Genomic DNA, 12,211 nt, shown 5'->3' with positions numbered 1-12,211 from the left:
TACGGTGACTCGCATGATGACCGTCACCGTCACGGGGACCGGCACCGCCCGCGTCGCGCCCGACAGCGCTGTCGTCCGACTGTCCGCGGTCGCCCGCGGCGACGGCGTCGCGGAGGCCTACGAGTCCATGTCGTCGGCGGCCGGCGCGGTAGTCGAGGTGGCGCGGCGCCACACCGAGCAGCGCCGGATCGCCTCGGTGGGGATCACGGTGTGGCCCTGGCACGACCACTCCGGCACTCGCCTGGGCTACGAGGCCCGCCACGCCTTCGCCATCGGCTGCGCCGACCTGGCATCAGCCGGCGCGATGCTCGGCGAGCTCGCGGCCGGCATCGGCGACGCCCTCGCGGTCGACGGCGTCGGGCTCGAGGTCACCGAGGACCACGGCGCGGGCGACAAGGCGCGCGAGGCCGCGTTCCACGATGCCCGCGACCGCGCCGCAGCCCTCGCCCGGCTGGCCGGTGCCGGCCTGGGCGCCGTGCAGACGATCGTCGAGGGCGACGCAGGACAGGGCGGCCCGGGACCGATGCCCCGGATGGCGATGGCGCACGGCGGCGGCGCGATCGAGCCGGGGGAGGCGACGGTGACCAGCACGGTCACGGTCGTCTGGGAGCTCGCCTACTGACCGGACGCGTCAGGCGCGGCCGACCACCTCGGCCACCAGCGCGGCGCTGAGGCCGGCGAAGGGGAGCCCCGAGCCGGTGGTCGCGTGCGCCCCGGCGGTGAGCACGCCCGGGATCGGCGTACGTGGTCCGAGCCGGTCGCGCGACGTGCGCGGTCCCTGCCACAGCACGCCGTACGGCGAGCCGCCCCACTGCTCGACGAGGTCTCGGGGGGTGCGGTCGACGCGGGCGACGACCTGCTTGCGCACGTCGATGCCCTGGCGGGCCAGCGCCAGCAGCACGTCCTCGGCGATGCGGCCGCGGCCCAGCACGGTCCAGGCCGCGGCGCCGTCGGGTGCCCGGCCCCCGGTGCGCACGACCAGCAGCGGGTCGCCGTGCACCACCACCTCGTGCGGGATGTCCGGGACGTCACCGGCCAGGCCGACGTGGCAGACCACGGGCGGCATCGCCGGCATCGTGCGCCGGACGTACGACGCCAGCGCGGGCAGGCGGCGCGGGTCGATCGCCACCACCACGTGGTCGGCGTCCAGCTCGCCGTCGGCGGTCCGGACGGCCGCCACCCGTCCGTCGCGCACGACGAGGTCGAGTGCCTCGGTCCCGGTCAGGACCGTGACGCCGCGCAGCTCGAGCCGTGCGGCCATCGCGGTGCCGAGGGCGGCGAGGCCACCGGGGACGGTCCAGGCGCCGAAGCGCTGCTCGAGGTAGACGTCGACGCCGGCGTGCACCGGGGCGTTGCGCGGGTCGTGGCCGGCCATGACCAGCCGGTGCCCGGCGACCAGCCGCAGCCGCTCGTCGCGGAACGTCCGACGCAGCCTCTTGTCCAGCGACTCGCGTCGCCCGAGGAGGTCGATCAGCTCGCGCGGCGCGACGTCGGCGTCGAAGGCTCGCTCGAACCACTCCTTGCGCAGCAGCTCCCACGCCTCGCCGTACGACGCCACGTGGTCGACCCACTGCTGCCCCAGGCCCGGACCCAGGCCCTCGAAGGCCGCGAGCTGGGCGGCGCGGGAACCGCCGGGGACCCGGACCGACGACCCGTCGCCGAAGCGGTGCTCGCGGACCGGGTCGAGCGGCTGCAGGTCGAGCTCGCGCTCCAGCGGACGGCCCGACTTGCGGAACAGGTCGCGGACCACGGCGGGGAGCAGGGTGCTCGCGGGACCGGCGTCCCACGCGAAGCCGTCGTGCTCGACCGGGGTCAGGGCGCCGCCCGGGCGGTCGGTGCGCTCCAGGAGGGTGACGTCGTGGCCCAGCTTGGCCAGCCGCGCTGCCGCTGCCATGCCGCCGAACCCGCCACCGACCACCACCACGCGCGCCACGGGTGAACCCTAGGCGACCGGACCTCCGACGCCCGCGCGTGTCGGACCAGCCTTCCACCGACGCCAGCCGCGGCGGATCAGGCGGGAGAGGAAGAACAGCATGACCAGCCCGAGCAGGAGCAGCACGCCGGCCACGGCTGCCGCGGCTCGCGGGTGCTCGAGCGAGAACCACACGACGGCCAGCACCGCGGCGTCCTCGGTGAGGCTGGCCAGGATGTTGGTCGCGGGCTCGGGGGAGGTGTTGATCGCCAGCCGCCCGCCGGCCTTGGCGAGGTGGCTGAGCAGCGCGGTGCCGCCACCGACGACGCCGAGGACCGCCTGGTCGAGCGACGAGGCCTCGCCGGCCAGCAGCACGCCGATCACGGCGCCGGCGGTGGGACGGATCGCGGTGGAGATCGCGTCCCAGGTGGAGTCGATGTAGGGGATCTTGTCGGCGATGAACTCCATCGCGTAGAGGAAGCCCGCAACCACCAGCACGTCCCACCGCCCCAGCGCGTCCGGGATCTCCGCGACCGTGCCCACCCGGTCGGCGGTGCCCAGCACGAGGACGACGAGGTAGGCGTTGATGCCGCTCGCCCACCCGCTGGAGAAGGTCAGGGACAGCGCGTCCACGGGTCAGGCACCGTCCTGCGGGCTCGCGTCCGGCTCGGGGTCGGGCTCCACGTCGACCTCGACCGCGCCTGTCATCGCCACGAGCTCGTCGTACGTCGTGGAGAAGACTGCAGCAGGGTGGCCCGCCGCGGCCCAGACGACGTCGTGGCGGCGCAGCCACGGGTCGATCCAGGTGCGGACCGGGTCCGGGTGGTCGATGGGGGAGACGCCGCCGATGACCTGCCCGGTGTGACGGCGCACGAACTCGGGGTCCGCGCGCCTCAACCGGCCGACACCGATCCGTTGCGCGACCGCTGCGGTGTCGACCCGGTGCGCCCCCGAGGTGAGGATCAGGACCGGCGCGCCCCCGGCGTCGAACAGCAGGCTGTTGGCGATGGCGCCCACCTCACACCCCAGTGCCGCCGCGGCAAGTGCCGCAGTGTGGGCGCTGTCGGGCAGGATGACCACGTCACCTGTCCCGCCGCGCCGGGTGAGCTCGCCTCGAAAAGAGGTGATCGATGTGTGCTCGGTCGACATGATGCGAGCCTAGCGACGACAACCGATGAGCTTCAGGAGTGATGGATGGCGCGCGACGTGCCCCGGTCCGTGACCAACAGCGTGCGAGTGCTGGGCCTGATCGTGGCCACCTCGGGCGTGATCACCCTGCTGACGTGGCTGATGCGCGACGAGGTGATCCTCGGCTGGGCCCAGGGCAACCCGACGGCGCAGGAGCTCCTGGCCCAGGGCGGGATCGAGCAGCTGCGCGACGACCCGATCGTGCCGGGCTTCGTGGCGCTGGCAGTGGTGGCGTTCGTGGGCTTCGCCCTGCTGGCGATGGTCCTCGCCTCGTTCTTCCTGGGCGGCCACGCGTGGACCCGTCCGGTGCTCACCGCGACCGCAGGTGTCGGTGTGCTGGTGGGGGCGGTCTGCCTCGACTCCCACCTCCCCACGATCTTCGTGGTGCTGTCGGCGCTGGTCATCCTCGAGGGCCTGGTGCTCTCGTTCTTCCTCTGGCAGCGCGAGACCACCGCCCACCTCCGCGACGTCTGAGCGCCTCCTGCCTCCCCGCCCGCCCGACTGCTCTTGACGCGTTGTCGGTGGGGAGGAGTAACGTTCGGGGTGTTCGAACAGATGTTCGATGCGACCCGGGCGGTGGTGACCTCGACCCCCATCTCCGCCCGGGTCGGCCCCGGGGTCGACGGAGCGTGAGGAGGCGTGATGAGGCAGTACGACGACCCCGTCGAGGTGCGACGTGGCGAGGAGCAGGACCCCGACCAGTTCCTGTGGCGCGGCCGGCTGTGGAAGGTGCGCGCAGTGGTCGCGCACTGGGTGGAGACCGGACCGTGGTGGCAGGGCGCCACCGACCGCGACGGCGCCGCGGGCGACCTGCTGGCCGAGCGGGAGCTGTGGCGGGTGGAGGCCGGGCGCGGTGCCCCGCCCGCCCGTCCTGTGCCCGACGAGGAGTCCTCGCCGTCCTACGGCGTGTTCGACCTCTCCTTCGACTGGACCGACGGGCGCTGGCAGCTCGTCGGCTGCCTGGACTGAGGTGCTGGCATGGACCACACCCTGAGCCCCCACCTCATCCCCGCGTCCGCCCACTCCTACCTCCAGCGCTCGGCCACCTCGCTCCACGACGCCATCACTGCGCGTGACGTGCCCACCCGCTATGCCTGCGCCCACGTCGCCGCGCTGTGCGCAGCAGCCGCCCTGCTCGCGGCGCGGGCCAAGCCGGCGCCACGGGGCCGACGGCAGAAGAACGCCTGGGTCCTGCTCGCCGAGGTCGCACCCGAGCTCACCGAGTGGGCGAGCTTCTTCGCCTCGGGTGCCGCCAAGCGCGCCGCCGCCGAGGCGGGCTCCACCCGCGCCGTCAGCGAGCGAGAGGCCGACGACCTGGTGCGCGACGCCGACCGGTTCCTGGCCGTCATCGAGCAGGCGCTCGGCCTGGTCCCGCACGCCAGCGTGGCGTGAGGTGGCGCCGGAGCCGGCAGGCGCGCGGACCGGCCTCTCGCGCAGCCTGTGGCACGGCAGCCCCGTGAGCCCGGGATGAGCCCTGCCGCACCACCGCTCCCACTAGGGTTGCTCCCATGCCGCAGCCCTCTGCCAGCTCCTCCGCCAGCGAGCGTCGCCAGTCCGTGCGGTCAGGCGTGGTCTGGGACGGCGTGCGCCGGGTGCTCGACGCGCCCGGTGCATTCCCCGAGCAGCAGGCGCGGATCGTGGACGTCGGCGGCGGCACCGGCGGCTTCGCCGTTCCCCTCGCCGAGCTCGGCCACACCGTGCAGGTCATCGATCCCAGTCCCGACGCGCTGGCATCGCTCGACCGTCGCGCGCGCGAGCGTGGCGTCGCCGACCGGGTCACCGGGCAGCAGGGCGACCTGTCCGACCTGCCCGGGCTCGTCGAGGACGCCGACCTGGTCCTGTGCCACGGCGTGCTGGAGATGGTCGACGACCCCGCGGCGTCCTTGTCCGCGATCGCCGGGGTGCTGCGTCCCGGCGGCCACCTCAGTCTCCTCGTCGCCCAGCGCCACGCCGCCGTCGTGGCCCGCGCGATGGCCGGCCACTTCCAGGCCGCGCGCGAGCTGCTCGACGGCGACCCCACCTCCGCCGCTCGCACCGGGCACCGCTTCACCCACGACGAGCTCGTGGACCTGCTCGTCGGGGCCGGCCTCCAGCCCGCCGCCGTCCAGGCCGTGCGGGTCTTCGCCGACCTCGTCCCCGGGAGCCTTCTCGACCTCGAGCCCGGCGCCACCGCGGCGCTGGTCGAGCTCGAGCGGGCCGTGGCCACCCGCCCGGAATACCTCCCTCTCGCCGCACAGCTGCACGTCATCTCCACCCGCTGAACGGCCGGTCACCGGGGGTGTCCGGTGACCGACACGCCGCTGCTGCACGTGGACATGGACGCGTTCTACGCCTCCGTCGCGCTGCGCGAGCGCCCCGACCTCGTGGACCAGCCAGTGGTCGTCGGCGGCAGCGGGCGCGGGGTGGTGCTCGCTGCCAACTACGTCGCCCGCCGCTACGGCGTCCGCTCGGCCCTGCCGATGACGCGCGTACGCCGCCTGTGCCCGCACGTCGTGGTGCTCGCGCCCGACTACGCCACCTTCGCGAGCGTCTCCGCCTCGGTCATGGAGACCTTCCGCGAGGTCACACCACTGGTGGAGGCGCTGTCCCTCGACGAGGCGTTCCTGGACGTGCGCGGGTCCGCGCGGCGCCTCGGCACGCCACGACAGATCGCCGAGCGGCTGCGCTCGGTGATCCACGACGAGCAGGGCATCACCTGCTCGGTCGGCGTGGCGGCGTCGGTGTCGGTGGCGAAGGTCGCCAGCCGGCGCGCGAAGCCCGACGGTGTCGTCGTGGTGCCACCCGCGGAGGTCACGTCCTTCCTCCATCCGCTCGACGTGGGCGAGCTCTACGGCGTGGGGGAGAAGACCCAGGCGCTGCTGCACCGTTGCGGCCTCCTCACCGTCGGCGACGTGGCCCACACGCCGCTGGCCACCCTCCAGCGCGCCGTGGGTGTCCACCTCGGCCGCCAGCTCCACCATCTCGCCTGGGGCACCGACCGCGGCGAGCTCACCGTCCGGTCCGAGCCCTACCAGCCGGAGCGCTCGATGGGCGCCGACGAGACCTTCGCCCGCGACACCGACGACCGCGACGTGGTCGTGCGCGAGCTCCTGCGGCTGTCGGCACGGGTGGCCGGACGCATGCGCTCGGCCCAGGTGGCCGGGCGCACGATCACCCTCAAGGTCCGCTTCTCCGACTTCACCACCCTCACCCGGTCACGCACGTTGGCCGAGGCCACCGACGTGACCGTCGAGATCCACCGTGCCGTGACCTGGCTCTACGACGCACTCGGCCTCCGGCGCGCGCGCCTCCGCCTGGTCGGCGTACGCGTGGAGGGACTCGTGCCGCGCGCGACGGTCCACCACCAGCTGGCGCTCGGGGAGCCCGAGCGGGGGTGGGCAGAGGCCGACCGCGCGGTTGACCGGGCGACGCGCAGGTTCGGCGCCGCCGCGGTGCGTCCGGCGAGCCTCGTCCGTCGGGACTGACCGCTCGCACGGTGCAGGAGGGACCCCTACGGGTGGTTCGCGTGCCCGGGTCGGGGGAATTTCACCATCACGCCTACCGTAGGTGCAGGACCGTGCCTAGACTTGAGGCACGAGGTGAGGAGGAACCGTGGAGCTCTCCGAGGAAGAACTGCGACTGCTCGAGCAGATGGAGCGCGCGCTCGTCGAAGAGGACCCCAAGTTCGCCTCGACCCTGCGCGGCACCTCGTTCCAGCGCGCCGCCCGTCGCCGCATGGTGCTCGGTGGCGGCATCCTCCTCGTGGGCGTCGGCGCGCTCATCGGGGCCGTGCTCCTGGGTGACAACCCGCTGGTCCGCACCGGCCTGGGTGTTCTCGGCTTCGTCGTGATGCTCGGCGGCGCGATCCTGGCGCTGACCTCGGCCCGCAACCCCGGTCACCCAGCGCCCAAGGTGCGCGCCTCCGGCAAGACCGGCCTCGGCGTCGTCGACGGCGGTCGTCAGCACCGCCCGGGGCGTCAGGGTCGCCAGCGCTCCAGTGCTCCCTTCATGCAGCGCATGGAGGAGCGGTGGCGCCGCCGCCGCGAACGCGGTTTCTGAGCACCCGGCCCTGACCGGGCACTTCCTCGCGCTGAGACTCGCCCACCGGGCAGTTCGTCGCGCTGAGCGCCGCTGACCGGTCAGCTGCTCGCGCTGAGAGTTGCTGACCGGGCGGTTCCGTGCGTCCGGAGTGCCGCCCTCGACGGCAAGGAAGGTGCCCGCTCGGCACGCGCCAGCGCGACGAAGTGCCCGCTCAGCCGACGAGCTCGTCGACCGTCCGGCTGGTCTCGTGGTCCGGGGTCTCAGTCTGGGCCGTGCCGGCGCGACTGCGCGGGCGCCAGGTCGTACGCCGTCCGACGACCGAGGCCGGCCACCAGGAGGCACGACGGACCTCGCGCGGCGTCACGCCGGCGACCAGCGCCTGCTCGACCAGGTCCGCGTCGTGGGCGTGCTGGGCGGCGGTGAAGGACTCCGGGTCGCGGGCGTAGCGGCTGCGCTCGAGCGCGACGACGAGCCGGTCGAGGGCGTACGCCGCCTCGGGCGCCTGGTCGCGCCCGCGGCGTGGACGGTCCGGGCGGGGCCCCTCCGTCGCGGGGGCGGCGAGCAGGCGACCCAGCCAGTCGCCGACGCGACGCGGTGAGCGGCCCACGGGCCAGGCATGGCCGAGGTCGCGGGCAACGTCGCGCAGCTCGACCCAGAGGTCCTCGATGTCGCCTGCGAACCGGTGGCGGCGGCGGGCGTCGCGCACGAGGCGCGGAGTCAGCAGCAGGAGCCCCAGCAGGGCGAGGCCCAGCGCGGACGCGATGATCGGCACCCACGGGATCGAGGTGGTGTCCGCGTCGGCCGCGCCCGTGTCGGCGCTGGGCTCGTCCCCGCGCTCGGGGAGGAGCTCGGTGGAGCGGCTCGCGCTGGGGCTGGGGCTCTCGGTGACGGCCTCGAACTCGGCTTCGGTGTAGGCGGGCGGCTCGGTGGCGCGCGCCTGCGGCGTGGGCTCGAAGCGCACCCAGCCCGACCCGGGGAAGTAGAGCTCGGGCCACGCGTGCAGGTCGTGGGAGGAGAACTCCCAGGCGCCGTTGGTCGACCTGTCCGGGGCGAGGAAGCCGACGGCCACCCGGCTCGGGATGCCGATGACGCGCGCCATGATGGCCATCGAGGCGGCGAACTGCTCGCAGTAGCCGACCCGGTCGTCGAGCAGGAACGCCCGCAGGTCGGCCCCGCCGCTGCCGGCGGACTCGGCCTGCGCGACGTCGTAGCGGAACCCGCCGTCGGTGCGGAACCACTGCTGCAGCAGCTGGGCCTTCTGGAAGCGGGTCTGGCCGTCCGCAGTCACGGTCGCGGCCAGGCGCTCGATCTCGTTGTTGAGCGACGACGGCACGTCGGTGAAGGTGCCGGCCACGCTGCCGGCTCCCGACACGGCGTCGTTCATCGCCTGGGCGTCGTAGTCGAGCTGGACGCCGGTGAAGTCGTAGGTTCGGTCGGCGGTCGTGACCTCGTCACGGGCACCGATGAAGTCGCGCGTGTTGACGTCGTAGCGCCAGTCGGTGCCGGCCGCGATGCGGCTCACCTGGGCGGTGGTGGGCAGCCAGGTGGACTCGAAGTCCGGCCCGATGCGTACGTCGTACTTGTGCTCCTTGCGCGCCACGGCCGTGCTCACCCCGTCCAGCGGCGGGAGGGCGCCGGTGGCGGTCTGGGTGTCGGGGATCTCGCGATCGCCGGGGGTCCACGACGACCCGTTGAAACGGGTCAGCACCGAGAGGCGGAGGTAGGTCGGACGCGGGCCGGCGGTGGTCACCCAGAGCAGCGGGATGTCCTGGCCGCGGCTCAGGTCGCGGCGCAGGTCCACCATCGGGTCCTGCACCTCGACCTCGCGGGTGCCGGGGCCGTTGCCGTCGAAGACGCTCATGCTCATCGTCGGCACGGCCGCCGGCACGACCACGGCCAGCGCGATCGCGGCGGCGCCCAGCGCGACGGCGGTGTTGCCGATCGCGCCGGTGCGCACGGAGAAGGACGACCTGTCCGCGTCGGGCGAGCGGCCCCAGCTGGTGACGTGGTCGCTGTGCTGGACGAAGACGAGGGTGAGGAAGAGGGCCGCGATCGCGGCGAAGAGCCACCACGAGACCGCCTCGCCGGTGACGGCCACCGGGAGGGTGTACGCCGCCAGCAGCACGAGACCGGCGACCGGGGCGCGGCGCAGGGTGCAGGCGATGACGTCGACCAGGAGCACGATGAGCGTGCCGCCGATGAGCAGCAGCGGGTGCACCGGCGGCACCCCGAGCTGCACGGGCGCGGCATAGCTGCGCGAGCTCTCCAGTGCGCCGTCGAGGGCGAGCAGGAAGGCGTCGACGTTGGCGGGCGTGGGCAGGGGGGAGCCCGTGGTGGTGCCGAGGACGAGCAGCGCGCCGAGCACGACCTGCGCAGCGACGATCGCCGCGGCGGGGAGTCGCGCCCAGCGGGCGAGGGCGCCGCCTGCGGAGAGGACGACGCCGATCATGAGCAGCGGGATGCCGACGCGGGCGAAGCCGGCGGTCAGCACGCTCCACGACAGCACCGTGACCCACGCGGCGAGGAGGGCGATCCCCCCGATCCGGAGCTGGTGCGGCAGCGTGCTCCACGACGACCTCATCGGGCGGCTCCTGTCGGTGCGACGGCACGGCTCTGCATCATCCCGAGCTCCTGCCACGAGGTGTCGAGGCGGTCGCGCGGGCCGAGGGTGACCGAGCGCCACCCGCTGGCGGTCAGGTGGGTGGTGGCGCCGACGCCGGGCTGCACAGGCAGGTGGGGCGCCCAGGCGTCGACGTCGAGGGCGATGGCCAGGCTCGACGACGCGTGGTGCTGGAGCCGGCGCAGGAAGGGCAGGTCGCGCTCGCCGAGCGCGCCGAAGACGCCGATCGTCAGGCCCCCGTGGCCGGGCTCGGCGAGCCACTGGGTGTCGGGGGCGGGGGAGTGGTCGAGCTGCACGACGGCCAGCGCCTCGAGCAACGGGATCGTGCTGGCCTCGGCGGTCTGGGAGTGCCACTGCGTCTCGCGGCTGTCGCCGGACGCGGTCACCAGCCGGACGGTGTAGCCGTGGTGGGCCAGGTGGACCGCGATCGAGGCGGCGGCGGACACGGCTCCCTCGAGCGAGCTCGCCGCGCCCTGTCCGCGGTGCGAGGTGCCGCGGTTGTCGAGGAAGACCGTCGCGCGCGACTGCCAGGGCTGCTCCTCGCGGCGCACCATCAGCTCGCCGGTGCGCGCCGAGCTGCGCCAGTGCACGCGTCGTAGGTCGTCGCCGCGGCGGTACTCGCGGACGGTGACGTCCTCGGCGCTTCCGGTGGCGAAGGCGCGCGGACGGTTGTCGCCCGAGCCCGTCCACGCGCCGCCCATCGGGATGCTGGGCAGCGGGATCGTGCGGGGGGTGACGGTCAGGCGGGTGGTGGCGTGGAACGTACGCCCGAGCTCGACGAGCCCGAACGGATCGGTCACCCGCACCGACATCGGGCCGATGTCGAACTGGCCGCGCAGCTCCGAGCGGACCTGGTAGGTCGCGTGGCGGCGCCACCCGTGGCCCAGGCCCTCGAGCACGAAGCGCGGTCGGGTGCCCAGGACGTAGGGGAGGCGCTCCTCCAGCAGGAGCACGCCGGTGGGGGTGCGCGACTCGTTGGCGACGGTGAGCTCGACGGTCGCGGGCTGGCCGGCGACGACGAGCTGGGGGGAGACCGTGCGGACCAGCGCCAGCCGGTAGCGCGAGCGCCCGACCCACCACGCGGTCAGCAGCGGAAGGACCGCGACCAGCACGCCGATGCGGACCACGGAGGAGTGGCCGACCACGATGGCCGCCACGATCGTGGCGGTGCCGGCGGCCAGGAACGCCCGTCCACGGACGGTCAGGGCAGCGAGTGCCTCACGCACGGCTGGTGGCGTCGGGGACGGGGACCGACTCGATGATCCCCGACAGGATCGCCGCAGTGGTGCGCCCGCTCATCGTCGCCTCGACGTTGGGCAGGAGGCGGTGCGCGAGCACCGGCGAGGTGATCCCGTGGATGTCGTCGGGCAGGACGTAGTCGCGACCCTGCGTCGCCGCGACGGCCTTGGCGGCGCGCACCAGGTGGAGCGTGGCGCGCGGTGAGGCACCGAGGTGGAGGTCGTTGCTCGTGCGGGTCGCGGTGGTCAGCGCGACGGCGTAGCGGTGGACGGCCGAGGAGACGTGGACCCGGCCGACGATCTCGATCACCTTGCGCAGCTCCCCGGCGTCGGTGACCGGCTCGAGGTCGTCGAGCGGGTTGTGCGCGGTGTGGCCCTCGAGCATGGCGATCTCGGCGGCCTCGACGGGGTAGCCGACCGAGACCCGCGCCATGAAGCGGTCGCGCTGGGCCTCGGGAAGGGCGTAGGTGCCCTCCATCTCGATGGGGTTCTGGGTGGCGATGACCATGAACGGCTTCTCGAGCATGTAGGTCGCGTTGTCGACGGTGACCTGTCGCTCCTCCATCGCCTCGAGCAGCGCGGACTGCGTCTTGGGGGAGGCGCGGTTGATCTCGTCGCCGACCACGATGTTGGCGAAGACGCCGCCGGGGCGGAACTCGAACTCGCGGGTGTCCTGGTTGAAGACCGAGACACCGGTGACGTCGGAGGGCAGCAGGTCCGGGGTGAACTGGATGCGGCGCACCGAGCAGTCGATGCTGCGCGCCAGCGCCTTGCTCAGCTGGGTCTTGCCCACGCCCGGCACGTCCTCGATGAGGAGGTGGCCCTCGGCGAGCAGGACGACGAGGGCGGCGTTGACGACGTCGGGCTTGCCCGCGATCACGCGCTCGATGTTCTGGCGTACGGCGCCGGTCACCCGGCGCACTGTGTCCAGGTCAGGTGCCTGCCCGGTTGCCCCAGTGGTCACGTGTGCCATCCCCTCGTTCGGTCGCCACCACGGTATGTGGTGCGCGCAACATACCCGTCCACAGCGACGGCTCGCGGGGGCTGCGAGCTGCCTTCCCCACTTCCCACCACCCGGCGCGCCCACCTTCCCCCACCGACGCTCCACCGGAGTCGCCCGGACGCCCGGAACTGGCCGATCTGAGCGTGGATGTGCCGCGCCGCGCGCTCCGCGCCGGGAGGCGTACGCCGCCCGCCCGGCGCGGCGACGACTGGGAACTCGCCGAAATTCCC

General features: G+C 73.9%; 13 protein-coding genes. 7 read left to right on the top strand and 6 right to left on the bottom strand.

What is annotated here, in order from left to right:
• Positions 1–13 precede the first annotated feature (13 nt).
• On the top strand, positions 14–622 hold the full coding sequence (locus CFI00_RS14745) for an SIMPL domain-containing protein (RefSeq protein WP_207081850.1): 609 nt from the start codon (positions 14–16) through the stop codon (positions 620–622).
• Between the two features lie 9 nt (positions 623–631).
• Here the strand turns inward: CFI00_RS14745 and CFI00_RS14740 are convergent, their stop codons facing one another.
• Genes CFI00_RS14740 through CFI00_RS14730 form a run of 3 tightly spaced genes read right to left on the bottom strand, consistent with a single transcriptional unit; the run spans position 632 to position 3,061 of the window.
• Positions 632–1,933, bottom strand: a complete 1,302-nt coding sequence (locus CFI00_RS14740; protein WP_207081849.1) for an FAD-dependent oxidoreductase — start codon at positions 1,931–1,933, stop codon at positions 632–634.
• Positions 1,934–1,942: 9 nt separating this feature from the next.
• Positions 1,943–2,545: a DUF4126 domain-containing protein gene (locus CFI00_RS14735; RefSeq protein ID WP_207081848.1), complete on the bottom strand. Its 603-nt coding sequence runs from the start codon at positions 2,543–2,545 to the stop codon at positions 1,943–1,945.
• A 3-nt stretch (positions 2,546–2,548) separates the two neighbouring features.
• Positions 2,549–3,061, bottom strand: coding sequence for a YbaK/EbsC family protein (locus CFI00_RS14730; RefSeq protein ID WP_207081847.1), 513 nt, complete (start codon positions 3,059–3,061; stop codon positions 2,549–2,551).
• 45 nt (positions 3,062–3,106) lie between these two features.
• On the opposite strand from CFI00_RS14730, the gene CFI00_RS14725 reads away from it, so the two are divergent.
• From CFI00_RS14725 to CFI00_RS14700, 6 genes are all read left to right on the top strand, one after another.
• Positions 3,107–3,574, top strand: a complete 468-nt coding sequence (locus CFI00_RS14725) for a hypothetical protein (protein WP_207081846.1) — start codon at positions 3,107–3,109, stop codon at positions 3,572–3,574.
• A 168-nt stretch (positions 3,575–3,742) separates the two neighbouring features.
• The gene (locus CFI00_RS14720; protein WP_207081845.1) at positions 3,743–4,069 is read left to right on the top strand and encodes a DUF6504 family protein; all 327 of its coding nucleotides are present in this window, start codon (positions 3,743–3,745) and stop codon (positions 4,067–4,069) included.
• Positions 4,070–4,078: 9 nt separating this feature from the next.
• Complete coding sequence (locus tag CFI00_RS14715) at positions 4,079–4,492, top strand: SAV_6107 family HEPN domain-containing protein (protein ID WP_207081844.1); 414 nt, start codon at positions 4,079–4,081, stop codon at positions 4,490–4,492.
• Between the two features lie 116 nt (positions 4,493–4,608).
• Positions 4,609–5,361 carry a methyltransferase domain-containing protein gene (locus CFI00_RS14710; RefSeq protein WP_207081843.1) on the top strand — a complete coding sequence of 251 codons (753 nt, stop codon included), beginning with the start codon at positions 4,609–4,611 and terminating at the stop codon, positions 5,359–5,361.
• Between the two features lie 24 nt (positions 5,362–5,385).
• Positions 5,386–6,564, top strand: a complete 1,179-nt coding sequence (gene dinB, locus CFI00_RS14705) for a DNA polymerase IV (RefSeq protein ID WP_242532408.1) — start codon at positions 5,386–5,388, stop codon at positions 6,562–6,564.
• A gap of 127 nt (positions 6,565–6,691) precedes the next feature.
• On the top strand, positions 6,692–7,138 hold the full coding sequence (locus CFI00_RS14700; RefSeq protein WP_207081842.1) for a DUF3040 domain-containing protein: 447 nt from the start codon (positions 6,692–6,694) through the stop codon (positions 7,136–7,138).
• A 193-nt stretch (positions 7,139–7,331) separates the two neighbouring features.
• Here CFI00_RS14700 and CFI00_RS14695 read toward each other — a convergent pair whose 3' ends face one another.
• The 3 genes from CFI00_RS14695 to CFI00_RS14685 are packed head-to-tail and all read right to left on the bottom strand — an operon-like array spanning position 7,332 to position 11,951.
• Positions 7,332–9,701, bottom strand: a complete 2,370-nt coding sequence (locus CFI00_RS14695) for a DUF3488 and transglutaminase-like domain-containing protein (RefSeq protein ID WP_207081841.1) — start codon at positions 9,699–9,701, stop codon at positions 7,332–7,334.
• Complete coding sequence (locus tag CFI00_RS14690; protein WP_207081840.1) at positions 9,698–10,966, bottom strand: DUF58 domain-containing protein; 1,269 nt, start codon at positions 10,964–10,966, stop codon at positions 9,698–9,700. Before CFI00_RS14690 ends, CFI00_RS14695 begins: the two co-directional genes overlap by 4 nt.
• Complete coding sequence (locus tag CFI00_RS14685; protein ID WP_207081839.1) at positions 10,959–11,951, bottom strand: MoxR family ATPase; 993 nt, start codon at positions 11,949–11,951, stop codon at positions 10,959–10,961. Before CFI00_RS14685 ends, CFI00_RS14690 begins: the two co-directional genes overlap by 8 nt.
• Between the last annotated feature and the right edge of the window lie 260 nt (positions 11,952–12,211).

Source organism: Nocardioides sp. S5, assembly GCF_017310035.1.
Taxonomy (GTDB): domain Bacteria; phylum Actinomycetota; class Actinomycetes; order Propionibacteriales; family Nocardioidaceae; genus Nocardioides.
This window is presented reverse-complemented; position numbering and strand designations above follow the sequence as displayed.

Bases quoted from the DNA above. Each gene is read 5' to 3' on its own strand.
- CFI00_RS14710 (WP_207081843.1), top strand. From the start codon at position 4,609: ATGCCGCAGCCCTCTGCCAGCTCCTCCGCCAGCGAGCGTCGCCAGTCC.
- CFI00_RS14715 (WP_207081844.1), top strand. From the start codon at position 4,079: ATGGACCACACCCTGAGCCCCCACCTCATCCCCGCGTCCGCCCACTCC.
- CFI00_RS14720 (WP_207081845.1), top strand. From the start codon at position 3,743: ATGAGGCAGTACGACGACCCCGTCGAGGTGCGACGTGGCGAGGAGCAG.
- CFI00_RS14745 (WP_207081850.1), top strand. From the start codon at position 14: ATGATGACCGTCACCGTCACGGGGACCGGCACCGCCCGCGTCGCGCCC.
- CFI00_RS14725 (WP_207081846.1), top strand. From the start codon at position 3,107: ATGGCGCGCGACGTGCCCCGGTCCGTGACCAACAGCGTGCGAGTGCTG.
- CFI00_RS14685 (WP_207081839.1), bottom strand. From the start codon at position 11,951: ATGGCACACGTGACCACTGGGGCAACCGGGCAGGCACCTGACCTGGAC.
- CFI00_RS14730 (WP_207081847.1), bottom strand. From the start codon at position 3,061: ATGTCGACCGAGCACACATCGATCACCTCTTTTCGAGGCGAGCTCACC.
- CFI00_RS14695 (WP_207081841.1), bottom strand. From the start codon at position 9,701: ATGAGGTCGTCGTGGAGCACGCTGCCGCACCAGCTCCGGATCGGGGGG.